The following is a 23,706-nucleotide window of genomic DNA, read 5'->3' as shown; positions in this document are numbered from 1 at the left end:
GAGGCAAGCAGACGCCGATGACGGTCACCAGCAGTCGGACGACGGAACCGCCGCGGCACAGGGCCGCCCAACGGGACGGGGGGCGGCGGCGCGGGCGCCGGCGCGGCCGCGGCGTACGCGTCGGGCCGGCCGTCTGCCTGGCCCTGCTCGTGCTCGCCGCGGGCGGCGCCGGCTGGCTGTACCTGAAGCTGGACGGCAACATCAGCACCTTCGACTCCGGCGGCCTGTCCGACGACCGCCCCGAAGCCGGCTCCTCCAAGGGCGTGAACGTCCTGGTCATCGGCTCCGACTCGCGCACCGGCGGCAACGAGGCGCTGGGCGGCGGCGACAAGAACGACATCGGCCGCTCCGACACCGCGTTCCTGCTGCACGTCTACGCCGACCACCGGCACGCCCTCGCCGTCTCCATCCCCCGCGACACCCTGGTCACCGTCCCGCCGTGCAGACTGCCCGACGGCAACTGGACGAAGACCCAGCCGGACACGATGTTCAACGCGGCGTACTCGGTCGGCCAGACCGCCGAGGGCAACCCCGCCTGCACCCAGAACACGGTGGAGCGGCTCACCGGGCTGCGCGTCGACCACACCGTCGTCGTCGACTTCAAGGGCTTCGCACGGCTGACGGAGGTGGTGGGCGGCGTGCGGGTGTGCCTCCCGCAGGACGTGTACGAGAACGACCTCGACCCGCATCGCACCGCGCCGGGCAAGCTGCTGTTCCCCAAGGGCGAGCAGACCGTGTCGGGCGAGAAGGCGCTGGACTACGTACGGCTCCGGCACGGTATCGGCGACGGTTCCGACATAGGCCGGATCAAGCGCCAGCAGGCGTTCGTCGCGAGCCTGCTGAAGGAGGTGAGGAGCAAGGGCCTCACCCCCACGAAGCTGCTGCCGCTGGCGGACGCCGCCACCGAGTCGCTGACCGTCGACCCCGGCCTCGGCTCCGCCGAGAAACTGATCTCCTTCGCGATGTCCCTGAAGGACATCGACCTGCACAACACGAAGTTCGTCACCCTGCCCTGGCGTTACGAGGGCTCCCGGGTCGCGATCGTGCAGCCGGACGCCGACGCCCTGTGGGCCGCGCTCAAGGCCGACCGCACCATCGACGGCGAGGACGCCGGCGGTAAGAGGACCGGAGCAGCCGGTTCGGCCACCGGTTCGCCCTCCGCCTCCGCCACGCCGGTCTCGGGTGAGGGCATCGACGTCGCCGTCTACAACGGCACCACCGTCCCCGGCCTCGCCGCCCGCGCCGCCGCCGCCCTCACCGCGGACGGCTTCACCGTCACGGGCACGGCGACGGCGTCCGCCCAGGACCACGCCACCACGGTGGTCGAGTACGGCCCCGGCCTCGAGGACCGGGCCCGGACCGTCGCGGCGGCCTTCCCGGGCGCCGGGCTCCGGTCGGTGACCGGCAGCGGAATCAGCGTCGTGCTGGGCCGGTCGTACGCGGACAGCCCGGCGGCGTCCGGGTCCGCGTCCCCGGCTCCGGCCGCCGTACCGTCCGAGGTCGCCGACGGGGCCCGGTCCGCGGACGACAACCCCTGCTCGAACCTCAGCTACGGCTGACGCCGCCGGAGCCGGGCCCGGGCCGCCGTCAGGGCCAGGGCGTACAGGCCGAGGACGACCCCCGGCAGGAGGTAGTACGCGGCGGGCAGGGCCGTCATGCCGAGGGCACCGCCGAGCGGGCTCGGCGGCAGCAGCAGGCCGACGGCGGCGAGGCCGGCCGCCGCCAGGCCGACCGGGCCCGGCACCCGGCTCCCCTCGCGGCGCCGGCCGGTCCGCAGGAGCAGCATCACCAGCGCCTGGGTGAGCAGGTTCTCGGTGAACCAGGCGGAGTGGAACACGGCCTCGTCGTCCACGGCGTCGGGGCCGTTCAGGGCGAGGGCGAGGACGGCGAAGGTGGCGAGGTCGGCGACCGCGTTGAGCAGTCCGAAAGCGGTGACGAACCGGAGGAAGGAGCGCGGCCGCAGCACGGCCGGGCCGCGCAGCGCCGCCGCGCCGGGGCTGTCGTGGGCGTAGGCCAGCTGGGCCGCGTCGAAGCACAGGTTCTGCGCGAGCACCTGGGCCGGGAGCATCGGCAGGAAGGGCAGGAGCAGGCCCGCGGCGAGCATGGCGACGACGTTGCCGAGGTTGGAGGAGAGCGTGACGCGCAGGTACGAGGCGATGTTGCCGCTGGCGTGCCGGCCGGCCGTGACCGCGTGACCGATCGCCGTGAGGTCCTTCTCGGCGAGCACGACATCGGCGCTCTCGCGTGCCACGCCGACGGCGGACCGGGGCGCGAGGCCGACGTCGGCGGCACGCAGCGCGGCCACGTCGTTGACGCCGTCCCCGAGGTAGCCGACCGTGTGCCCGGCGGCACGCAGGGCGGCGACGACGCGGGCCTTGTCCTCGGGGGTGCAGCGGGCGACGACGGTCGCCGCGCCGACGGCCCCCGCGTCCCCGGGGTGCGCGGCGGTCCGCACCTCCCCCGGATCCAGGCCCAGTTCCCGGCAGGCCCGGGCCGCCGTGGCCGGGTGGTCGCCGGTGAGGACCTTGACGGTGACGCCGCGGTCGGCCAGGACGCGCAGGGCCTCGGCGGCGGTCGGGGCGAGGGCGTCCCGGAAGGTCACCAGCCCCTGGAAGGCGAGGTCCCGCGCATCGGCCGGGGCACCCGCGCCGGCCGGGCGGTCCGCGGTGGCGACGGCCAGCACCCGCAGCCCGGCGTCCGCCTCCCGGGCGGCGAGCGCCAGGAGCCGGTCGTGCGCGCCGGGCGCTGTCGCACAGCGCTCCAGCACGGCCTCGGCGGCACCCGTGACGACGACGGTGTGCCGACCGAGGGAGCCTCGCACCACCGCCGTCGAGATCCGCCGTACCGGGTCGAACGGCACGGCGTCCACCCCGTCGTACTCCTCGCCCACCGGCCCGGCCGCCTCCAGCAGGGCCTCGTCGAGGGCGTCCGGCGCGGGCAGTTCGGCGAGCTGGAGGGTCCACCAGGCGCCGACGGCGGCCCAGCGCAGCACCTCCGGGTCGTCCCGCCCGTCCGGGTCGAGGGACCCTTCGACGACGGGCCGGTCCTGGGTGAGGGTGCCGGTCTTGTCGACGCACAGCACGTCGACCGCGCCCAGGTCGTGCAGCGCGGGCAGCCGTTTGACGATCACACCGTGCGTCCGGGCGAGGAGGGTGGCGCCCCGGGCCAGGCAGGTGGTGACGATCACCGGCAGCATCTCGGGCGTCAGCCCGACCGCGACCGCGACGGCGAAGGGCAGTGTCTCCAGACCGCGGCCGCGCAGGGCGGCGTTCGCCATCAGCACGAGGGGCGGCGTCAGCAGCATGAACCGGATCAGCACCCAGGAGATCCCGTGCACGGACCGGTCGAAGGCACCTCCCTCGCGGGGCGTGTCCGGCGTCCGGTGAGCGGCCGCGAACCGGGTCGCGTCCCCGGTGGCGATCACGACCGCCGTGGCGGTTCCGGAGGCGACGGCGCTGCCCTGGAAACAGAGGTGGGGAGCGTCGAAGGCGGTGCCACCGGCCGCGCCGGGCACTTCGCCGGCGACTGATGCCGTCGGCACGCCCCCGGCCCGACCCCCGGCGGCCGCGAATTCCAGCTCGTTCCCGAACCCACCACCGGCAGACGCGGCCCCCGACCCGACCCCGGGCCCGCCACCACCGGACACACCATCCCGCCCGGCCCCGAACCCACCACGGGCAGACGTGGCCCCCGACCCAGCCCCAGGCCCGCCACCTGCGGACAACGCCCCCGGCTCGGCGCCGAACCCGCCCTCCGCGGAAGCGGCCCCCGGCCAGGGTGTGTTCGGGGCGTCGCCCCCCGCCCCGTTGCCCGGCCCGGCCCCGCCCGGCACCTCCACGACCCTCTTGCCCACCGGCGCCGACTCCCCGGTGAGGGCGCCCTGGCGCACCGTCAGTCCCTGGGCCCGGAGCAGTCGTACGTCTGCCGGGATCAGGTCTCCGGGGCCGAGGCGCAGGACGTCGCCGGGGACCAGTTCACCGACCGGCACCTCGCGGGCCCGTGGTGGCTCGTGGGCGTCGTCGCGCCGCAGTACCGTGGCGGTGCCGGCGACCAGTTCGCGCAGGGCGGCCATGGACCGGTCGGCCCGGTGCTCCCCGCTCGCGCGCAGGACGCAGCTGACCGCGACCAGGGCGAGGATCACCACGGCGGTGCCCCAGGAGGCGACGGCGGCGGACACCAGTCCGAGGCAGAGCAGGACGGCGGTGAAAGGGTCGCGCAGGGCCCGCACGCACCGGCGGGGCCAGGACGGCGTACGCCGTTCCGGCAGGGTGTTCTCCCCGGAGGTGACGAGCCTGGCCGCGGCCTCGGCGTCGGTCAGCCCCCGGGGCCCCGACTCCAGTCGCCGCAGCACCTCGAGCGTGGTGCCCGCGGCGGCGTCAGAGGCCATGGAGGCGGCGGCGCGCCGGTGCGGCGCGGTCGGCGAGCCGGCCCACCATGAGCCGTACGACGTCGACGGTGTCGGGGTCGTCGACGTAGTACACCTGCCGGCGCCCCTCCCGGCGGGAGCGGACGAGGCCGGCGAGCTTCAGTTTGGTGAGGTGCTGGCTGACGGCGGGCAGCGCGCCGCCGACCCGCTCCGCGAGCCCGGTGACGTCGCTCTCGCCCTGGGCCAGCGCCCAGACGATGTGCAGCCGGGCGGGCGAGGCCAGCAGCCCGAAGGCCGCGGACGCCTGGGCGAGCACGTCGGCGGACGGGTCCTCGAAGCCACTGCCGGCTGCCGCCACCGTCGCCGTCCTTCCGTCGTCCCCGTCGCCTGAGCCGCACCAGTCTAGGGCGCTCGAGGGACGGTCCCCGGCCGGAGCCGACCTGGTGCGGCCCGGCATCGTCCAGGTCCACACGTGGCGTCCGAACCGCGCGGACGGTACGGAAAAGCGGAGGTGAGGGCATCCGGGACGAGGGCATCGCGATGTACGGGGGGTGGCGCTCAACCCACGAGCAGGGTCTCGTCGTTCGACCGGTCGAACGGTCATCACGATGCGGCGGCGGCAACTCACTGCATGTGGCTGCTCACTTGACGACCAGTGGTCACACACGGTTGGCTCCGGGCCAGCGAGAGTCATCGGGTCGTGCACGTTCACGGCCATATCTGTGCTCTCACCCTGCTCTTGCTCGGCCGCACAGCGAGGTCCGCCCCCCATGAACACTCCTCCCCCACCGCACACCGCAGCGAGACTCTTCCGAGTCGCCGCTCTGGCGTCCGCCGTGTGTCTGCTGGTGGCCGGCTGCTCCGTCCTCGGCGTGGCCCGGGACGGGGAGGGCGCGGACGCGGCGGGCGGGTCGGGCGGCGGGATGAAGGTCGCCCTGGTCACGCACGGCGGCAAGGGCGACGCCTTCTGGGACCTGGTGCGCAGGGGCGCCGAGACGGCGGCCGCCAAGGACGGCGTCGACCTGACCTACGCCGGCGACTCCGACCCGGCCGCCCAGGCCGACCTGGTGCGCGGCGCGGTCCGCGACAAGGTCGACGGCATCGCGGTGACCCTGGCCAAGCCGGCGGCGATGCGCGGGCCGATCGCCCAGGCCAAGGCGGCCGGCATCCCCGTCGTCGGGCTCAACTCGGGCATCGACGCCTGGCGGCCGTCGGGACTGCTGGAGTACTTCGGCCAGGACGAGTCCGTCGCGGGCCGGGCGGTCGGCGACAAGCTCGACGAGGTGAAGGCCAAGCACGTCCTGTGTGTGGTGCACGAGCGCGGCAACGTGGCGCTGGAGGCCCGCTGCGCCGGCGTGAAGAAGACCTTTCACGGCGACACCGACAACCTGTACGTGGACGGCAGCGACATGGACGCGGTGGGCGCCACGATCGCCTCCCGGCTGCGTCAGGACACGAGCATCGACGAGGTCGTCACCAACGGCGCCCAGTACGCGCTCAGCGCGGTCAAGGCCGTGAGACAGGCCGGCAGCAGAGCCAAGGTCGCCACGTTCGACCTCAACAAGGACCTGGTGAAGGCGGTCCAGGGCGGCGACGTGCAGTTCGCCGTGGACCAGCAGCCCTACCTCCAGGGCTACCTCGCGGTGAACGCCCTGTGGCTGTACCGCACCAACGGCAACGTCAGTGGCGGCGGGACCGCTCCGGTGCTCACCGGGCCGGCCTTGGTGACCAGGTCGAACGTGTCCGCTGTGGCCCGGTTCGCGGCCGCCGGAACCCGGTGACCGGACGCTTCCTGTGACGGTGTCGCCAAAGATTCGGTCAGGCCCGGTCCGTGCGGTCACTTGTACGGATAACATCCTGTGCATCCCCTGTGCCGCGCCCGGCAGCCCCTCATCCCCGCGAGCGTCCCCCGCACCCCCCGACCGTTCCGCCTCCCCGTTCCTCGTTCCCCGCTGATCGCCCTAGGACGACGATGTCTCGACGGACAGGTGCCCGGCGCCGTCTCGGTTCCATACGCCTCTCCCTGGTGCTGCTGGCCCTGGTGCCGAGCGTCACCCTCGCCGCCATGTGGGGCGTGACGACGATCCAGATGTTCTCGGAGGGGCTTCGGCTGCGTGACCAGACGGAGCTGAGCCGGTCGACCGGTGCCATGGGCACCGACGCGACGCTCGCACTGCAGCGGGAACGCAGCCTCTCGGCCGCCTGGCTGGCCTCACCCAAGGGCTCCCGGGCCGCACTCGACGCGCAGCGCGCGGAGACCGACAAGGCCGTCGCGAAGCTGATCGGACAGGCGGACGCGATCGAGAAGGCGCCCTCCCGCGTCTCGGACCGGCTGTACTCGGTGCTGGGTTCCGTGGGCAGCCTGGAGTACTACCGGGACCAGGTGGACAACCCCACCGACATCACCGCCCAGCAGGCGCTCGACCAGTACTCCTCGATCATCGACGACCAGATCCACGCCTTCCAGGAGCTCTCGCAGGTCGACGACGGCGACCTCACCTCGCAGGCAGGCCCGCTGGTCGCGCTGGAGCACGCGGCGGAGCTGGTCTCCCGGGAGGACGCGCAGCTGACCCTGGCCTGGCCGACCGGGCATCTGGACGACAAGGCCTGGGTGCAGTTCGCGGAGCTGGTGAACACCCGGCGCTGGCTGGTCCAGGACCAGGTCCTGCCCCAGCTGACCGGCGACGCCAAGGCGCAGACCGAGCGGATCCTGGCGAGCCCCGAGTGGAAGACGTTGCAGGCCGTCGAGGACCAGGTGCTGGCGGCCCGCAACTCCAGCGCCGAAGCGGACCGGATCGCCCTGCCGGACGCGCAGCAGCGGTGGCACACCGCCATGGCCAAGCTGTCCGACCACTACGCGGCCCTGATCCAGCAGCAGACGACGGGACTGCTGGAGCGCAGCGCCGACCAGGCGGACGCTCTGCTGATCAAGGCGGGCCTGCTGAGCGCGGGCGGGCTGCTCGCGCTGCTGCTGTGCGTCGGGATGTCCTGGCGGATCACCCGCTCGCTGTCCCGGCGGCTGCGCGGCCTGCGCCGGGCCGCCGTCAGCCTCGCGCAGGAGCGGCTGCCCGACGTGGTGGCGCGGCTGGAGCGGGGCGAGACGGTCGACCCCGAGACGGCGGCGAAGACACTGGACTACGGCCACGACGAACTCGGCCAGGTGGCACGGGCGTTCAACACCGCCCAGCGCACCGCCGTGCACACCGCGGTCGAACTCGCCGACACCCGGCGCGGCTTCCAGAAGATCATCCTGGGCATCGCCCGGCAGAGCCAGAACCTCGTCAACCTCCAGCTCAGCAAACTGGACGCGCTGGAGCGTCAGCACAACGACCCCGACATCCTCAAGGGCCTGTACGAACTGGACTCCACGGCCAGCCAGTTGCGCCGCTACGAGGAGAACCTCGTCATCGTCAGCGGCGAACGGCCCGGCCGCAGCTGGTCCGAGCCGGTCGCACTGATCGACATCCTGCGCAGCGCGGTCGGCGAGGTCGCCGAGTACCAGCGGGTGGAGGTGCACACCGAGGAGGAGGTGTACGTCGCCCCGCCCGCGGTGGCCGACGTCATCCATCTGCTGGCCGAGCTCATCGACAACGCGACCGCCTACTCCCCCGCCCCGAGCCCCGTCACGGTGCGCGCCCAGATGGTGGCCAAGGGCCTGGCCGTCGAGGTCGAGGACCGCGGCCTCGGCATGTCGGAGGAGGACTACGCGTCCTTCAACGAACAGCTGGCGGTGCCCCCGCAGTTCGACGTGGTGGCGCTCGCCGACGACCTGCGGCTCGGCATGTTCGTGATCGCCCAGCTGGCCCACCGGCACGGCATCACGGCGACCCTGCGCTCGTCACCGTACGGCGGGACCACGGCGATCGTGCTGATCCCGCACGAGATCGTGGTGCGGGAGGCCCCGGGCGGCGGGACGTCCCGGGCGCGGGGCGCCGGTGTGAACGGTCTGGTGGCCACGGCCGGCCCGAGGGGCACGGCCGGCGGAGCGACGGACGGCGGAGCGACGGACGGCGGAGCGACGGACGGCGGAGCGACGGACGGCGGAACTGCGCAGGACGGGCGGGATTCGGTGGACGTGCGGGGTTCGGTGGACGGGCGGGATGCTACGGACACCGGGCGGGCCGCCACGGACACTGGGCCGGATGACACGGACACCGGACGGGCCGCGGCCTCCCCGGGGGGCGAGGCGCCGCGCGGGGGCGACGCCCCGCAGGAGGCCGACCGCGTCGCCGGACCGCCCCGCGAGCCCCGCCCCCTCGTCGTGGCGCGCACGGCCTCCGCCACCACCCCGACCGCCGCCCGCGAGGTCGTCCCCCGCCGGGACGGTCTCGCCCCGCTCCCCCGCCGGGTCCCGCAGACCAGCCTGGTGGAGGAGCTGCGTGAGGAGTCCGGACCCGACGAGGACGACTCCCCCGACGAGTTCACCGCGGAAGCGGCCGCCTCCTCCCTGGCCGGTTTCCAGCGCGGCACGCTCCGGGCCCGTGACGGCGACGCCGAGCCGCCGTACGACGACGAGCCGGCCGCACCGCGCCGGGCAGCCGCCGACTCCGTCCCCTCGACTCCGCCCGCTGACCGCTGACGAAGGACACCGCAATGACACGCCCCATCCCCGCCACCCACACCCAGCTCGACCAGCTGCTGACCGGACTCGTGGAGCGGGTCGCCGACGTGAGCCAGGCCGTGGTGCTCTCCGAAGACGGTCTGGTGGTGAGCAAGTCCACCGGATTCCTGCGCGACGACGCCGAGCGGCTCGCCGCGACCGCCTCCGGGCTGATGAGCCTCAGCAAGGGCGTCAGCATGGACTTCCGGGGCGGTCCGGTGCGCCAGGCGCTCATCGAGATGGCCAACAGCTATCTGATCCTGACCTCCGCCGGCCCCGGCGCGCACCTGGTCGTGCTCACCGGGCCGGGCGCGGACGTGGGGGTGGTGGCGTACCAGATGAACATGCTGGTGAAGAAGATCGGCGAGCACCTCAGCGCGGCACCGCGGGGCACGGCCGGGCCCGTCGTCGACCCAGGCGTGTGAGGTGGGCGGAGGCGACTCGGCGGGCCGGCTCGTCCGGCCGTTCACTCTGACCGGTGGCAGAACCCGGCCCAGCCGCACCGACTTCACGCTCATCGCGACGGTCACCGCGGTCGATCCGCAGCCCGTGGCGGCCGTCCGGTGCCAGCCCGAGCACAACCGGATCCTGCGGCTGTGCGCCGAGCCGGTCGCCGTCGCGGAGCTGGCCGCCCGGCTCGACCTCCCGGTGAGCGTGGTCGTCATCCTGCTCTGCGACCTCCTGGAAGCCGGCCGGATCACCGTCCGCGCACCGCGCCTCGTTTCCCGCACCACCCCGGACCTGGACCTGCTGCAGAAAGTGAGGGACGGCCTTGGCCGGCTCTGACTCCACCACGGACGCGCCTTCGGCACCCGACACGGTCAAGATCCTCGTCGCCGGCGGCTTCGGCGTCGGCAAGACCACCATGGTCGGGTCGGTCAGCGAGATCGCCCCGCTGCGTACCGAGGAACCCCTGACCATGGCCGGTCTGGGCGTCGACGACCTCGACGGCATCGAGGAGAAACGGGCCACCACCGTGGCCCTGGACTTCGGCCGGATCACCATCAGCCGGGAACTGGTGCTGTACCTGTTCGGCACGCCGGGACAGCAGCGGTTCTGGTTCATGTGGAACGACCTGGCCCTCGGCGCGCTGGGTGCCGTGGTCCTGGTCGACGTCCGCAGACCCGAGTCGAGCTTCGCCGCGATCGACTTCTTCGAACGCCGGGACATCCCGTTCGTCGTCGGCGTCAACGGCTTCTACGGCGAACACCCCTACCCGCCCGAGGACATCCGGGACGCGCTCGCCGTCCCGGAGCACGTGCAGGTCCTGCTGTGCGACGCACGGGACCGGGAGTCGTGCCGGGACGTGCTGATCGCCCTGATCGACCAGCTGATCGCGTCGGCGGTGCAGGCCTAGGGAAGCCGCCGCGGCATCCAGGCCTGCAAAGGCCGGGGCGGCACGGCCTGCGGCCCGGGCGGTCGTCGCCGCCCGGGCCCGATGGTCGGACGGCCGGTCAGGCCAGCCCAGCCGACTTCAGCCAGGCCTTGGCCACGTCCAGCGGGTCCTTCTTCTCGAGCTGCACCTGCGCGTCCAGGTCGAGGAGGGCCTTGGTGTCGAGCTTGGCCGAGACCGCGTCGAGCGCCGCGGCGCCCTCCTTGGACAGCTCGCCCTTGCGGACCAGGGGCTGCACGTTCTGGAAGCCGAAGAGGTTCTCCGGGTCCTTCAGGACGACGAACTTCTCCCGGGTGATGGTCGGGTCGGTGGTGAAGAGGTCCGCGGCCTGCACGGTGTTCTTCTTCAGTGCCGCCTGCGTCAGCGGCCCGCCCGCGTCGAGGGACTTGAAGGACTTGAACTCCAGCCCGTACACCGACTTCAGGCCGGCCAGTCCCTGGTGCCGGGTCTGGAACTCGGGCGAGCCGCCGAAGTCCAGGTCCTTGGCGACGTCCTTGAGGTCCGCGATGGACGAGCCCGAGGTCAGCTTGTACTTCTTCGCGGTCTCCGCGTTGAGCGTCACGGAGTCCTTGTTCTGCGCGGCCGACGGCTTCAGCAGCTCCAGCTTGGAGTCGAGCTTGGCGTCGATGGCGGTCGTGGTCTCCTCGACCGTCTTCGGCTTGGCCTTCGCGTCCAGGTAGGCGAGCAGCGAGCCGTTGTACTCCGGCAGCACGGTGATCGTGCCGTTCTTCATCAGCCCGTACGTGGTCTCGCGGCTGCCGATGTTGGGCTTGTAGGTGACCTTGATGCCCTTGGCCTTGAGGGCCTCGCCGTAGATGTCGGCGAGCAGGATGCTCTCGGCGAAGTTGTTGGAGCCGACGACGACGGTGTCGCCCTTCGCCCCGCCGCCCTTGAGCGGGTCGTCGGAGGTGCCGCCGGAGGAACAGCCCCCGAGCAGAGCAACCGCAGCGGCGAGCGCGACCGCCGCCGCACCGGGGTGCCTCGATATGGACCGGGTACTGCTCTTCGGCGTAGTAATCACCCACTGATCCAAGCCAGCGGCCATTCGGTCAGTCAAGAGCTGCTTGGTCACCGATTGGCGTCATCTCCTGCGCACACCCGGCGACACCGCGGTCCGGGCCACCGCCCAGAACAGTGCGAGCGTGACCAGCGCGAGGACCGCCACGAGGGTCGCGCCGCCCACGACCTTCTCGTAGTCGCGCTGGTAAAGGCCGTCCACGATGTACCGTCCGAGGCCGCCCAGGCTGACGTACGCGGCGATGGTCGCGGTCGACACGATCTGGATGGCCGCCGAGCGCAGTCCGCTCAGGATCAGCGGCAGCGCGACCGGCAGTTCGACCTGGAAGAGGATGCGCGACTCGTGCATGCCCATGCCGCGGGCGGCGTCCACCGGTGACGGGTCGACGCTGCGCATCGCCTCGTAGGTGGTGACCAGGATCGGCGGGACGGCGAGGATCACCAGCGGGATCATCACGGGCAGCATGCCGAAGCCCAGCAGGGTCGTCATCAGCACCAGCAGCCCGAAGCTGGGCAGGGCCCGTCCCGCGGTGGCCACCAGGGACAGGGCGTTTCCGCCCCGGCCGTAGTGGCCGGTGAACAGGCCGATCGGCAGTCCGATCGCCGCGGCGAGGAGCAGCGCCTGAAGGGTGTACCGCACATGTTCCCCGAGGCGGGCGGGGATGCCGTCGTAGCCGTGCCAGTGGGCGCTGTCGCTGAAGAAGGAGTTGACGAAGTTCAGAACGTTCACCGGGCGGCATCCTCAAGTGCGGGCGCCTGCTTGCGCCGGGCCGTGCCGCTGGGCATCCAGGGCGTCAGCAGCACGCGGACGAGAACCAGCAGGGCGTCGACGAGGATCGCCAGCAGGGCCGTGGTGATCACGGAGTTCCACGTCAGTTCGGGCCGGTTGTAGATCTGCGCGTCGTGGAGCAGGTTGCCGAGCGCGCCCTGGTTGCCGATCAGCATGCCGACGCTGACGAGGGAGATGCTGGACACGGTCGCCACCCGCAGGCCGGCGATGATCGCCGGTACCGCGATCGGCAACTGCACCTGGAAGTAGCGCCGTACGGGTCCGAAGCCCATGGCGGTGGCGGCGGCCAGGGTCTCCTCGGACACCGAGCGCACCCCGTCGACGATCGCCGGGACGAGCACCACCAGGCTGTACACGGCCAGCGGGATCATCACGGTGAGTTCGGTCTGCCCGGTGTAGTCGATGAGCACGACGAAGAACGCCAGCGACGGGATGGCGTACAGCACGGTCGTGACACCGAGGACGGGCGGGTACAGCCAGCGGAAGCGCACGCACAGCTGGGCGATCGGCAGCGCGAGCAGCAGTCCGGCCGCGACCGGCAGCAGGGCCTCCCTCAGGTGCAGCCCGATCAGTCCGAGCCAGCTGTGCTGGAGGTCGCTGGGGATGTCGAAGAAGTCGTGCAGGAAGCCGCTCATCCGGCGACCTTCTCGTCGTCGCGCCCCGCCGCGTGGGCGCTGCGGATCGCCTCGCCGATGGTCTGCTGCGAGACGACTCCGGTCACCCGGCCGTCGCCGTCCACGGCGACGGCCCAGCCGGTCGGGGAGAGCACCGCGCAGTCGAGAGCGACCCGCAGGGAGTCGGTGCCGGGCACGAACGGCCGCCCGTGGGACAGCAGCCGGTCCGGCCTGATGTCCCCGGCCGCCAGGTCGCCCGGCTCGCCCCAGCCGAGCGGCCTGCCGTCCGCGTCGGTCACCAGGAGCCAGGGCGCGTCGGGGGCGGCGATCTGCTCGGCGGTCGCGTCGAGCGGGATCACTGGGCCGGTCGTCAGCTCGAGCCGCCCGGACGGGAAGAACGACAGCCGCCGGATGCCGCGGTCGCCGCCGAGGAAGTCCTCGACGAAGGCGTCGGCGGGTTCGGCCAGCAGCTCGGAGGGCGGTGCGTACTGGGCGAGGTGACCGCCGGTGCGCAGCACGGCGACCATGGTGCCGAGTTTGATCGCCTCGTCGATGTCGTGGGTGACGAAGACGATCGTCTTGCCCAGCTCTTCCTGGATGCGCAGCAGTTCGTCCTGGAGTCCCTTGCGCACCACGGGGTCGACCGCCGAGAACGGCTCGTCCATGAGCAGTACCGGCGGGTCGGCGGCGAGCGCCCGGGCCACTCCGACGCGCTGCTGCTGGCCGCCGGAGAGCTGGTAGGGGTACCGCTTGGCGAGCGCGGTGTCGAGGCCCACGCGTTCCATCAGCTCCGCCGCCCGGGCCCGGGCCTTCTGCTTGCCCCAGCCGAGCATGCGGGGCACGGTCGCGATGTTGTCGACGATCGTGCGGTGCTGGAAGAGGCCTGCGTTCTGGATGACGTACCCCATGGACCGGCGCAGGGTGGTGACGGGCTGCCGCTGGATGTCCTCGCCGTCGAGGAGGATCGTTCCCTCGCTCGGCTCGACCATCCTGTTGATCATCCGCAGGGTGGTGGTCTTGCCGCAGCCCGACGGTCCGACGAGGACGGTGATCGAGCGGTCGGGTATCTCCATGGAGAGCCGGTCCACCGCCACCGTGCCGTCCGGGTACCGCTTGGTGACTGATTCGATCCGTATCAAGACGCCGGAGCCCTTCGGGTTGGCGGAGACTTTTGGCCATGGTCGTACGGGCTGTGCCGGACGAGTCTAGACCGCGGCCGTTTCCGGCCCCCGGGCAGCCGCAGGCCCCCGCGCGTTCAGCGGCAGGCGCACGGTGAACACCGTCGCCCCCGGCTCGCTGTCCAGCTCGATGCGGCCGCCGTGGGCCCGGACCAGGGAGCGGGCGACCGCGAGGCCGAGTCCGCTGCCGCCGCGGTCGCGGCTGCGGGCCTTGTCGACGCGGTAGAAACGGTCGAAGACGCGGGCCCGGTCGTCGGGCGGGATGCCGGGGCCGGTGTCCGTGACCCGCACCTCGGCCGTGCCGGGACCGACGCGCACCTCCACGGACACCGTCGTACCGGGGGGCGTGTGCACGGCCGCGTTGGTGAGGAGGTTGTCGACGACTTGCCGGATGCGCAGCGGGTCCATCCGCAGCCACACCGTCCGCGGCCCGGCCGGCCCGGTCAGCGGATGGCCGGGGCGGCCCGCGCGGAAGGCGTCCGCGGCCTGGTGCACCAGTTCCATCAGGTCGGCGTCCTGGAGCCGCAGCGGCGTCTCCACCTCCGCCGCGTCCAGCCGGGCGAGCAGCAGCAGGTCGTCCAGGAGGACCCCCATCCGGGCGGCCTCGGCGCGCAGCCGGGTCAGGTGCCGGTCGCGTTCCTCGGGGGCGTTGGCGGCGGCGTACTGGAACAGGTCGGCGTAGCCGCGCACCGACATCAGCGGGGTGCGCAGTTCGTGCGAGGCGTCGGCGACGAACCGGCGCAGCCGCTGTTCGGCCTCCGCGCGCACCGCGAGGGAGTCGTCGATGTGCTCCAGCATCGTGTTGAAGGCGGTCCGCAGCTCGTCCACCTCCGGCCCGCCGTCCCGGCCGTCGGCGCGCAGCGGCAGCCGGGCCGCCGACTCGGTCAGGTCGTGCGACGCGATGCCGTTCGCGGTGTACGCCATGTCGCTGAGCGGTTTCAGGCCGCGGCGCAGCATCCTGCGGCCGAGGACCACCAGGGCCAGCAGCGCGAGCCCGAACGTGACGGCCTGGATCGTGATCAGTTGCCCGACCGTGTCCTCGATGTCGTCCATGGGCGCGGCGCTCACCAGCACCACCCCGGGTTCGACCTCGCAGGCGCGCAGCCGGTAGGCGCCCGCGCCCTTGAGGTGCTCGGTGCGCACGAGCTCCTCGTGCGTGGCGGCCTGGGCCCGGGCCAGGGCCGTGAAGTCGTCGACGTCCCGCGGCACGTCGGCGGGGTCCTCGGGCTTGCGCAGCTCGGGGGTGCCGTCCGAAACGTCGTACACGGCGTAGTACCAGCGGTAGTACTTCTTGCCCTGGAGGGTGCCGTGGTCCGCGATGCTCTTGGACTGGGCGAGCTGGGCGAGCTTCAGCTGGTCGTTGAGCTGGGCGGAGAGGTAGTCCCGCATATAGGTGGTCAGGGCCGTGCCGACGACGGCGAACACGACCAGCGCCAGGACGCCGAGACCCAGGGCCAGCCGGGTGCCCAGGCGCATCCCGCGGTACGCCCGCCGCAGCCGGGCGATCACTCGGAGGCCTGTCGCAGGACGTACCCGAAGCCGCGCACGGTGTGGATCAGCGGGGCGGCGCCGTCGTCCGTCTCGTCGAGTTTGCGGCGCAGCCGGCTGACGACCAGTTCGACGACGTTGGACCGGCCGCCGAAGCCGTACTCCCACACGTGGTCGAGGATCTGCGCCTTGGTGAGCACGGTGGGTGACTTGCGCAGGAGGTAGCGCAGCACCTCGTACTCGGTGGGGGTCAGCGACAGCAGCGTGTCGCCGCGTCGCACCTCACGGGTGTCCTCGTCCATCGTCAGGTCGCCGACCTGGAGCACGGACCGCTGGAAGGCGGGTCCGGCGCTGCGCCGCAGCACGGTCCGCAGCCGGGCCATCAGTTCCTCCACGGCGAACGGCTTGACCAGGTAGTCGTCGCCGCCCCGGGTCAGGCCCGCGACCCGGTCGGCGACGCCGTCGCGCGCGGTGAGGAAGACCACCGGCACCATCGTGCCGGAGGCGCGCAGCCGGTCCAGGACGCCGAAGCCGTCCACGCCGGGCAGCATCAGGTCCAGCACCACGATGTCGGGGTGGAACGCGGCGGCCCGTCGCAGCGCGTCCTCGCCGGTGTACGCCGTGACCGCCTCCCAGCCCTCGTAGCGGGCGACGGTGGCGACGAGATCGGCGATGGGCGGGTCGTCGTCGACGACGAGCAGTCGTACTTTCTCCACCCGCTCATAGTGCTTCACCTGTCCCGAGCCTCCATAGCCGCACGGCCTTCTCCCGCCGGATCGATAAAAACTTGAAAGTTGAGCGACAGTATTTCGACAGCTCCCTCGCGACAAGCTCGGTGTCCCAGGATCCGATCAAGGAGCTGCCGACCGTGACGACCCTCCAACGACCCCCCACCGCCACACGGCCGGGCGTGCGCCCGGGAGTGGTGGGCCGCGCCGGCCTGTTCGCGGTGCTGCTCGCCAACGCGGCCGTGGTGGCCGTCTTCTTCGTCCAGGCCGGTTTCGCCTCGAACGCGCTGATCGTGCTGGGCCGGCTGACCGGGCTGTACGGGGCGCTGCTGATGGCGTTCCAGCTGCTGCTGGTGGCCCGGCTGCCGTGGTTCGACCGGCGGATCGGCATGGACCGGCTGACGTCCCTCCACCGCTGGACCGGCTTCTCGGTGCTGTGGCTGCTGCTCGCGCACGCGGTGTTCATCACGTTCGGCTACGCGCGGTCCTCGTCCCTGGACCCGGTGGACCAGCTGGTGGACCTCGCCGAGACCACGGAGGGCGTGCTGCGCGCGATCGTCGCCCTGGCGGTCGTCATCGTGGTCGGCGCGGTCTCGGCCCGCTGGGCCCGGCGCCGGCTGGCCTATGAGGCCTGGCACTTCATCCACCTGTACACCTATGTCGCGGTGGTGCTGGCCTTCACCCACCAGGTGGCGGCGGGCACGACGTTCACCTCGTCGTCCGTGGCGAGGACGTACTGGTCGGCCGTGTGGGGCGGGGCGCTCGCCGCGGTGTTCGCGGGCCGGCTGGTGCTGCCCCTGTGGCGCAACCTCCGCCACCGGCTCCGTGTCACGGCGGTCGTCCCGGAGAACGACGACGTCGTCTCCGTCTACGTCACCGGCCGCGACCTCGACCGTCTCCCCGCCCGGGCCGGACAGTTCTTCCTGTGGCGGTTCCTGACGAAGGACCGCTGGTGGCAGGCCAACCCGTTCTCGCTGTCGGCCGCCCCGGACGGCCGCACCCTGCGCCTGACCGCCAAGCGGGCGGGCGACGGCAGCGCCGCCCTGCGCCATCTGAAGGTCGGCACGCGCGTGTTCGCCGAGGGCCCCTACGGCGCCTTCACCACCCTGCACCGCACCCGCCCGGACGCCGTGCTCATCGCCGGCGGGGTCGGCGTGACGCCCGTCCGGGCCCTGCTGGAGGAACTGCACGGCCACGCCGTCGTGATCTACCGGGTCGCCACCGACCGGGACGCCGTCCTCCACGGCGAACTGCGCGAGCTCGCGCTCGCCAAGGGCGCGGAGCTGCACCTGGTGACGGGGCCGCCCGTGCCGGACCGGTTGGCGCCCGGGGAACTGGTCCGTCTCGTGCCGGACATCACCGAGCGGGACGTCTATCTCTGCGGCCCGCCACCGATGATGAACGCCGTGCTCGGCAGCCTGCGCGAGCTGGGCGTGCCCAAGCCGCAGGTCCACTTCGAACGCTTCAGCCTGGCCGGATGACGAGGAGACTGTCGTGAAGCGAGCCATACCCGTCCTGGTTCTGAGCGTCGCGGGTCTGATCCCGGTCTGGCGGTACGTGCCCTCGCACGACGGCGGGTCGTCGTCGACCGTCACGGAGGCCGCGGCACCGGCGTCGACGCCCTCGGCCTCCTCGTCCGGAGGTGCGACGTCCACGGTCGTGTCGGGCTCGGCCATCGACACCGAGAAGGGCCCGGTGCAGGTCGAGGTCACCTTCGACGGGGAGAAGATCGCCTCGGTCCGCATGCTGCAACAGCCGAACCACCCCCAGACAACGGCCGCCGTGCCCAAGCTGATCGAGGAGACCCTCCAAGCGCAGAGCGCCGACATCGACACCGTCTCCGGCGCCACGATCACCAGCGACGGCTACAAGGAGTCGCTCCAGGCCGCCATCGACGCGAACGGCTGAGGACATGCGGCGCGTCGAGCACGTCATGGGCTTCCCGGTGTCGGTGCGGATCGACGACGAGGACTTCCCCGAGGCGCCGGTGGACGGCCTCTTCGCCTGGCTGCGCGCGGTCGACGCGCGGTTCAGCCCGTTCCGTCCGGACAGCGAGGTGTCCCGGCTGGACCGCGGGGAGGTGCGCGTGCCCGGCCCCGAGCTGCGGGAGGTCCTGGATCTGTGCGAGGAGTACCGGGTCGCGACCGGGGGCGCCTTCGACGTGCGTCTGCCCGGTCGCGGCCTCGACCCGTGCGCCGTGGTGAAGGGCTGGTCGGTGCAGAAGGGCGCCGAGCTGCTGGCGGCGGCCGGGGCCCGGCGCTTCTGTCTCAACGCGGGCGGTGACGTCGTCGCCGCCGGTGGCCCCTGGCGGGTCGGGGTACGGCATCCCGAGCACGCCGACCGGTTGTGCACGGTGCTGGACCTCACGGACCGGGCCGTCGCGACCTCCGCCCGCTACGAGCGCGGCGACCACATCATCGACGGCCGCACGGGCCGCCCGGCGACCGGGCTCCTGAGCCTCACGGTCGTCGCCCCCACCCTCACCGAGGCCGACACCGTCGCGACGGCGGCCTTCGCGATGGGCGCCGAGGGGGTCGAGTGGGCGGCGGATCGGGCCGGTTGTGAGGTCTTCGCGGTGGACGCGGGGCGGCGGGTGCTGCGGTCGGCGGGGTTTCCCGTCGCCGGGGAACGGACGACTCGGGACATCACCTATCGATATACCTGGTCGCCCACGCCTTCGGCATCCGCCACCGAAGTTGGGAGGGACTTCCGAAGAAGCTGGACGACGGGGTGAATCGGGAGGGGTTGAGCATCACCTTTGGCCGCACATTCGGCACAATGCTCAGGTTCTCCTCCAGCCTGGCTTCCACACCGCCGGGCAGCCTCAAGCTGATCACTTTGGGCAACAAGAACCCTGCGAAAATCAGCCCGAGGAGAACTGGCGTGAGCGTCATGACCATTGTCGTAGTCACCTCGCTCCACCAGAGGAAGTTGACCCAGGTGGCCAGCAAAACCAGTGCAACAATAAAGATCACGACAGGTGCTGCGACGGCAGGCCCCACCAAAGGGCTTTTCCCAAGCAGTTCAACAGCGCGCCCGGCCTCGCGCTTGCCGGCTTCATCGTGGTGATATTCCTTGCTCCTCTTGAAATGGCAACGAGCACTCTTGCGGTGCCTGCTCTGCCCAAATGCGCTCGATGCTTGACTCGCCAACCTCTGTTCCGCCACTCCGGCTACGAAGTACGATTCGGGGTCGTTCTTGTTCCTTTGAATCGCTTTCTTGGCCGCCTCCTGGGCTTCACCATAGAAGGGCGTCATGGAGGCTTCGCCTTCCGCTGATTCCGAGACCGCATCGCCGTCCTCTACCAGCACCCGAGCCAAGGCCTGATGGAGCTTCGCTGTGGAATCACTCACGGTGTCTCCGACTTGGATGGCCGTGTACAGCGTATCCTCTGCCGCCTTCAAATCGCCCCGTGATCGCACGAGAGCAACTGCCAGCCCCAAAGCCGCCTCTCCCTTTTCATTTCTGTTCGCAGTCGACATTCGGGCCCGACGGAAGTGCCAGGCAGCCGCTTCCGCATCCTCAGAAGACTCACTGCGCTCCAGGCAGAGCTGACCGAGCTCGATGCGCACGCTCGCGTCATTTTCATTGAGCTCCTTCGCACGCTCCAAGGATTCCAGGCTTTCCTTATACAAGCCCATCATTCTATACAAGGACCCCAGAGCGAAATGACCACTGGAGAAGGGCGCAAGCTCGACTACCTTCTTGAAGCTTTGCTCCGCGGCCGCGCAGTCGCCGTCACGGAATTTGATGACGCCTTGCCACGAGTGAGCCAATGGAGCCAAAGGATCGTTGGGCGCGCGGTCCAGGAAATCTGCAATGCGCCGACGGAGGCCACTGTCGACATCGCAATTAGAATTTTCCTCCCGAGAATCCGACTTCTTCTCCCGCGCGCTCACCCAAGCCGATCCAAGCCAATACTTGTACTCATGCATGGGATCCTGCTCACGCGCCTTCTTGAATTGCCTGTCCGCCTTTCTGTAGTCTCCCTGCTCGAAAGCTACCCACCCGAGCTGCTCCAGCGCTTCGCCTTTCTCTTCCGCGGACTCGCTATGGTTTTCAAGGAGATCCTCAAGGCGGATTTCCGCCTTCCGGAAGTGGTCAAGTTCCGGGTGAGCGATGCCTCGTTCAAGCTCGATCATGCCTTGTTCAACAAGAAATGGCCGATAATGGGCCCGCTCAAGGTGCCCACCCATAAACCTCTGCGCTTCGTCCAGGAGGCCCAGTCCCCGCAGAGCAGAGGACTTTCCGATGATCGCCGGCTCGAATTGCGGATTCAGCGCCAGGGCGTCATCGTAGGATTTCAAGGCCTCCCCGGGTCGGCAGAGGCTGTCCAGCAATTGCGCCAGGACTGTGTGTGCGTCCACCGACCTTCGATGCTCGGCGACCACCTTGCGAGCCTCCTCCTCCGCCGTCTTGAATTCTTGGAGTTCTTTCAGGATCTGAATATAGTCCGACAGCACCTTCGGGTGGACAGGATTTTCGGAGAACGCCTTCTCTGCATGCTCCCGCGCCTCCTCGTATTTCCCTTCCCCCCGGAGCACATCACAGAGCGCGGAACGCTGAGGAAGGTCGTCCGGAAGTTCTTGGATCGCCTTGTATCCGTTTTTCTCGGCCTCTTCCCAACGCTGCCGCATGGCCAGAAACTGCGTTTTGGTGGACCAGGCCCAACGGTGGGGCTTTTTCTCATTGGCTATCGCTTCGTTGACTTCTCTCATTGCGTCGCCATGACGGCCCCTGTCGGACAGTACCCACGCAAGCATCACATGCGCATCCGTGCTGTCCGGCAACTGACTCATTATCCGCGCTGCCTCCTCAGCTTCCTCCCAACGACGCATATAACGCAGCTGGGCGGCTTGCGCCTGCAGGGCTTCTTTAGAATTTGGATCTATGCCGCTGGCCTTTTCGAACTCCCGAAGTGCATCTTCAGCGTAGTCCTGCTCACTGAGAACCCATCCTCGTGCCACCCGCAGGCCCGCATCCCTTGGATACATGGCAACTGCTTCGTCGGCGGCACCCTCGGCATCAGTCCATCGACACAGCGCAACCAGGGCCGCTATCTTCCCGCGCAACGCTCTGATGTTGTAACGGTCCACACCAAGCGCCCATTCGTAGGCTTCAAGGGCTTCCTCATGCCGACCTTGGTCAGCGTACTTATCGCCCGGCTCCAGCACCATGGCGCTACCCCCTGCAACTACTTTGGGGTCACTCTTTCAGGAGTACCTAGATGTACACCACCAGTATTGATCAAACCCGCAACAGATCACAACCCTCACCACTACTTCTCACTGGGTCTTTTGTCAACTATTTCAGGTTGAATTACTAAGCTCTGTGGCTGATTCGGCTGGGAGCTCCCCTCCCGGTTATGGTGAGAATGAGGTAGGCCGGAGTAACTGGGACCGGCATGCCGGCATTCGAACCACCACGCTGGGCCAAACCAGCCCCGCTCGGCTACGGGCAGGCCGCCGACGCGGCGCATTGACCGTGTACTTTTCGGGCCGGCCCCGCCAGGTGTGAGACCCGCGTACGCGTTAGGCTCCTGGTGGATCACTGCCAACGGGTAAGGGGGACCGGACGCGTGGACGCGACGGTGACGGCGGTCAGCAGTAACGGGGTGTACTCGTTCACCAAGCCGAACAGGGACAGCATCACGCTGCTCGAAGGGCTGGGAGTGGAGGGCGACGTGCACGCGGGGGTGACGGTCAAGCACCGTTCGCGGATCGCGCAGGATCCCACCCAGCCCAATCTGCGACAGGTGCACCTCATCCACGAGGAGTTGTTCGCCGAGGTCGGCGAGGCGGGCTTCGAGGTGGCGCCCGGCGCGCTCGGGGAGAACATCACCACGCGCGGCATCGACCTGCTGGGCCTGCCGGTCGGCACGCTGCTGCGGATCGGTGACACCGCGGTGCTGGAGGTGACCGGCCTGCGCAACCCCTGCCTGCAGATCGACGCCTTCCAGGACGGGCTGCTGAAACAGGTCGTCGGCCGTGACGCGAGCGGCCGGGTGGTGCGCAAGGCCGGCATCATGAGCGTCGTGCGGGAGGGCGGGGTGGTGCGCCCCGGCGACCCGATCGAGGTCCGGCTGCCGGCCGAACCGCACCGGCCGCTGGAGCGCGTCTGACCGAGTCTGACCGAGCGGCCCGGCCGTCAGCCCTCCGGCAGGGCCTCCAGGAACCCCGCCGGGGGGACGAAGAACAGGCTGCCGGTGACGGCCCGTGAGTAGTCCAGCAGCGGGTCGGGGCCCGAGCCCGGCCCGCCGAGGAACATCTTGCGCAGCATCGTCTCGGGGATCCCGGGCGTGCGCGCGTAGGCCACGAAGTACGTGCCGAACTCGCCGTGCCCGGGCCTGCCGAACGGCATCGCGGCGCGCAGGATCCGCTGCTCGGCGCCGTCCGGGCCGAGGACGGTGTTGACGTCCTTGTGGGAGCCGGGCGCGTCGAGTTCGAGGTTGGTGAGCTTGGTGCGGCCGATCACCTTCTCCTGCGCCTCGACGGCGAGGGCCTCCCAGGCGTCCACGTCGTGCAGGTACTTCTGCACGACGGCGTAACTCCCGCCGCGGAAGGCGGGATCCTCCTCGCCGACCAGCGCCGCGTCGGCCGCGGCCTGCCCGACGGGGTTCTCGGTGCCGTCGACGAAGCCGAGGACGTTGCGCGAGTCGAAGTACGAGAAGGCCTGCGTCTCGTCCCGCACGGTGACCGTGCCGCGCAGCCGCCGCATGAGCTCGGCGGCGAGGGCGAAGCACAGGTCGGTGCGGGCGGCCTTGATGTGGAAGAACAGGTCGCCGGGGGTCGACGGGGCGTGGTGCCGGGGCCCGGCCAGTTCGCGGAACGGGTGCAGTTCGGCGGGCCTGGGGCCGCCGAACAGCCGGCCCCAGGCCCGGGATCCGATGCCGGCGACGCAGCCGAGGCCGCCGTCGGGGCTCGGGAAGCCGACGGACCGCACCAGTCCCGCGAGGGACCCCAGCACCTCCCGTACGGCGGCTTCCCCGCCGGTGTCGATCGTGGCGACCAGGAACACCGCGACCGAGGCCGGCGGGTTCAGCACCGGCTGTGGCAGCGTCTCTCCCGGGGGCAGCGGTGACGTCATGGCTTTCCCATCCCTTCGCCCGGCCGACAGGCCCGCCCGCTCCCCCCTCCGGGGCGGCGCGGCCCACGCCCCTGACACGATGCCCAGCGAACAGGCGGCCGGAACTCCCCGGGCGGAAAGGGTGGTTGCTGGAGCCTCTCGTCCTGAAGCACCTTCACGTCCCACGGGCCGAGCGGCACCGCCTCGGCGTACACGGTCTCGGACAGCACGTCCCGCACGGCGATGCCGGCCTGCCGGGCGATGAACTCGGTGGTGAGCCGGTTCGTACGGAACCGCTTTCCCGGCGCACGGGGCCCGGGTGCGCGGGCTCGGCACCAGGGGCCGGGCCCGGTCCGCCAACTGGAGCGAGGGCCCGAAGGGTTGGCTGCCGCCTACGGCTGGACAGAACCCCCTGCCTCGCGCAGGATGTGGGCGATGCGGCCCGACCCCAAACGCTTTCTCACCCA

20 protein-coding genes are annotated in these 23,706 nt (G+C 70.9%); 10 read left to right on the top strand and 10 right to left on the bottom strand.

The features are described 5' to 3' along the window. Positions 1–17: 17 nt before the first annotated feature. Complete coding sequence (locus ABEA82_RS24575; RefSeq protein ID WP_345663785.1) at positions 18–1,559, top strand: LCP family protein; 1,542 nt, start codon at positions 18–20, stop codon at positions 1,557–1,559. Here ABEA82_RS24575 and ABEA82_RS24570 read toward each other — a convergent pair. Next, positions 1,550–4,387 (bottom strand): HAD-IC family P-type ATPase, encoded by a 2,838-nt coding sequence (locus ABEA82_RS24570; RefSeq protein WP_345663784.1) that lies wholly within the window; start codon positions 4,385–4,387, stop codon positions 1,550–1,552. The two genes, ABEA82_RS24575 and ABEA82_RS24570, sit on opposite strands and share 10 nt — an antisense overlap. Beyond that, positions 4,377–4,724: an ArsR/SmtB family transcription factor gene (locus ABEA82_RS24565; protein WP_345663783.1), complete on the bottom strand. Its 348-nt coding sequence runs from the start codon at positions 4,722–4,724 to the stop codon at positions 4,377–4,379. Before ABEA82_RS24565 ends, ABEA82_RS24570 begins: the two co-directional genes overlap by 11 nt. 412 nt (positions 4,725–5,136) lie before the next feature. Here ABEA82_RS24565 and ABEA82_RS24560 point away from each other — a divergent pair, with 412 nt between their 5' ends. The 5 genes from ABEA82_RS24560 (at position 5,137) to ABEA82_RS24540 (ending at position 10,323) form a co-directional block, all read left to right on the top strand. Then, on the top strand, positions 5,137–6,147 hold the full coding sequence (locus ABEA82_RS24560) for a substrate-binding domain-containing protein (RefSeq protein WP_345663782.1): 1,011 nt from the start codon (positions 5,137–5,139) through the stop codon (positions 6,145–6,147). Between the two features lie 191 nt (positions 6,148–6,338). Next, positions 6,339–8,945: a sensor histidine kinase gene (locus ABEA82_RS24555; protein ID WP_345663781.1), complete on the top strand. Its 2,607-nt coding sequence runs from the start codon at positions 6,339–6,341 to the stop codon at positions 8,943–8,945. Between the two features lie 14 nt (positions 8,946–8,959). After that, positions 8,960–9,391 carry a roadblock/LC7 domain-containing protein gene (locus tag ABEA82_RS24550; protein WP_345663780.1) on the top strand — a complete coding sequence of 144 codons (432 nt, stop codon included), beginning with the start codon at positions 8,960–8,962 and terminating at the stop codon, positions 9,389–9,391. Between the two features lies 1 nt (position 9,392). Next, the gene (locus tag ABEA82_RS24545; RefSeq protein WP_345663779.1) at positions 9,393–9,752 is read left to right on the top strand and encodes a DUF742 domain-containing protein; all 360 of its coding nucleotides are present in this window, start codon (positions 9,393–9,395) and stop codon (positions 9,750–9,752) included. Further along, positions 9,739–10,323 (top strand): GTP-binding protein, encoded by a 585-nt coding sequence (locus ABEA82_RS24540; RefSeq protein ID WP_345663778.1) that lies wholly within the window; start codon positions 9,739–9,741, stop codon positions 10,321–10,323. Before ABEA82_RS24545 ends, ABEA82_RS24540 begins: the two co-directional genes overlap by 14 nt. A 97-nt stretch (positions 10,324–10,420) precedes the next feature. Here ABEA82_RS24540 and ABEA82_RS24535 read toward each other — a convergent pair whose 3' ends face one another. The 6 genes from ABEA82_RS24535 to ABEA82_RS24510 all read right to left on the bottom strand — a co-directional run bounded on the left by ABEA82_RS24535 (position 10,421) and on the right by ABEA82_RS24510 (position 16,162). Continuing rightward, on the bottom strand, positions 10,421–11,404 hold the full coding sequence (locus tag ABEA82_RS24535) for an ABC transporter substrate-binding protein (RefSeq protein WP_423656675.1): 984 nt from the start codon (positions 11,402–11,404) through the stop codon (positions 10,421–10,423). 36 nt (positions 11,405–11,440) lie between these two features. Continuing rightward, positions 11,441–12,106: an ABC transporter permease gene (locus tag ABEA82_RS24530; protein WP_345663777.1), complete on the bottom strand. Its 666-nt coding sequence runs from the start codon at positions 12,104–12,106 to the stop codon at positions 11,441–11,443. Further along, positions 12,103–12,789 carry an ABC transporter permease gene (locus ABEA82_RS24525; RefSeq protein ID WP_039935537.1) on the bottom strand — a complete coding sequence of 229 codons (687 nt, stop codon included), beginning with the start codon at positions 12,787–12,789 and terminating at the stop codon, positions 12,103–12,105. Before ABEA82_RS24525 ends, ABEA82_RS24530 begins: the two co-directional genes overlap by 4 nt. 8 nt (positions 12,790–12,797) lie before the next feature. Further along, a complete protein-coding gene (locus ABEA82_RS24520) occupies positions 12,798–13,919 on the bottom strand; it encodes an ABC transporter ATP-binding protein (protein WP_345663776.1) in 1,122 nt (373 codons plus the stop codon). 66 nt (positions 13,920–13,985) lie between these two features. Then, entirely contained in the window at positions 13,986–15,467 is a 1,482-nt protein-coding gene (locus ABEA82_RS24515; RefSeq protein WP_345663775.1) for a sensor histidine kinase, read from the bottom strand. After that, complete coding sequence (locus tag ABEA82_RS24510; protein WP_345663909.1) at positions 15,464–16,162, bottom strand: response regulator transcription factor; 699 nt, start codon at positions 16,160–16,162, stop codon at positions 15,464–15,466. The genes ABEA82_RS24515 and ABEA82_RS24510 overlap by 4 nt, the downstream gene beginning before the upstream one ends. 152 nt (positions 16,163–16,314) lie before the next feature. Here ABEA82_RS24510 and ABEA82_RS24505 point away from each other — a divergent pair, with 152 nt between their 5' ends. From ABEA82_RS24505 to ABEA82_RS24495, 3 genes are read left to right on the top strand one after another with little or no spacing between them, the layout of a single operon-like run. Then, on the top strand, positions 16,315–17,655 hold the full coding sequence (locus ABEA82_RS24505; protein ID WP_345663774.1) for a ferredoxin reductase family protein: 1,341 nt from the start codon (positions 16,315–16,317) through the stop codon (positions 17,653–17,655). Positions 17,656–17,668: 13 nt separating this feature from the next. Next, complete coding sequence (locus ABEA82_RS24500; RefSeq protein WP_345663773.1) at positions 17,669–18,082, top strand: FMN-binding protein; 414 nt, start codon at positions 17,669–17,671, stop codon at positions 18,080–18,082. A gap of 4 nt (positions 18,083–18,086) precedes the next feature. Further along, the gene (locus tag ABEA82_RS24495) at positions 18,087–18,908 is read left to right on the top strand and encodes an FAD:protein FMN transferase (protein WP_345663772.1); all 822 of its coding nucleotides are present in this window, start codon (positions 18,087–18,089) and stop codon (positions 18,906–18,908) included. On the opposite strand, the gene ABEA82_RS24490 is transcribed toward ABEA82_RS24495, so the two are convergent. Further along, positions 18,820–21,351 (bottom strand): tetratricopeptide repeat protein, encoded by a 2,532-nt coding sequence (locus ABEA82_RS24490; RefSeq protein ID WP_345663771.1) that lies wholly within the window; start codon positions 21,349–21,351, stop codon positions 18,820–18,822. The two genes, ABEA82_RS24495 and ABEA82_RS24490, sit on opposite strands and share 89 nt — an antisense overlap. Positions 21,352–21,764: 413 nt before the next feature. On the opposite strand from ABEA82_RS24490, the gene ABEA82_RS24485 reads away from it, so the two are divergent. Then, a complete protein-coding gene (locus tag ABEA82_RS24485; RefSeq protein ID WP_039935532.1) occupies positions 21,765–22,295 on the top strand; it encodes an MOSC domain-containing protein in 531 nt (176 codons plus the stop codon). A gap of 26 nt (positions 22,296–22,321) precedes the next feature. On the opposite strand, the gene ABEA82_RS24480 is transcribed toward ABEA82_RS24485, so the two are convergent. After that, on the bottom strand, positions 22,322–23,260 hold the full coding sequence (locus ABEA82_RS24480; RefSeq protein WP_345663770.1) for a Dyp-type peroxidase: 939 nt from the start codon (positions 23,258–23,260) through the stop codon (positions 22,322–22,324). Positions 23,261–23,706: the final 446 nt, after the last annotated feature.

This window comes from Streptomyces venetus, assembly GCF_039540295.1.
In the GTDB taxonomy this organism is placed as follows: domain Bacteria; phylum Actinomycetota; class Actinomycetes; order Streptomycetales; family Streptomycetaceae; genus Streptomyces; species Streptomyces venetus.
Note: the sequence above shows the minus strand (reverse complement) of the source record. Positions and strands in the feature narration are given on the sequence as shown.

What these genes read in the sequence shown, in the direction of transcription:
- ABEA82_RS24570 (WP_345663784.1), bottom strand. Translation starts at nt 4,387, where the DNA reads ATGGCCTCTGACGCCGCCGCGGGCACCACGCTCGAGGTGCTGCGGCGA.
- ABEA82_RS24495 (WP_345663772.1), top strand. Translation starts at nt 18,087, where the DNA reads ATGCGGCGCGTCGAGCACGTCATGGGCTTCCCGGTGTCGGTGCGGATC.
- ABEA82_RS24550 (WP_345663780.1), top strand. Translation starts at nt 8,960, where the DNA reads ATGACACGCCCCATCCCCGCCACCCACACCCAGCTCGACCAGCTGCTG.
- ABEA82_RS24560 (WP_345663782.1), top strand. Translation starts at nt 5,137, where the DNA reads ATGAACACTCCTCCCCCACCGCACACCGCAGCGAGACTCTTCCGAGTC.
- ABEA82_RS24480 (WP_345663770.1), bottom strand. Translation starts at nt 23,260, where the DNA reads ATGACGTCACCGCTGCCCCCGGGAGAGACGCTGCCACAGCCGGTGCTG.
- ABEA82_RS24535 (WP_423656675.1), bottom strand. Translation starts at nt 11,404, where the DNA reads ATGGCCGCTGGCTTGGATCAGTGGGTGATTACTACGCCGAAGAGCAGT.
- ABEA82_RS24575 (WP_345663785.1), top strand. Translation starts at nt 18, where the DNA reads ATGACGGTCACCAGCAGTCGGACGACGGAACCGCCGCGGCACAGGGCC.
- ABEA82_RS24490 (WP_345663771.1), bottom strand. Translation starts at nt 21,351, where the DNA reads ATGGTGCTGGAGCCGGGCGATAAGTACGCTGACCAAGGTCGGCATGAG.
- ABEA82_RS24555 (WP_345663781.1), top strand. Translation starts at nt 6,339, where the DNA reads ATGTCTCGACGGACAGGTGCCCGGCGCCGTCTCGGTTCCATACGCCTC.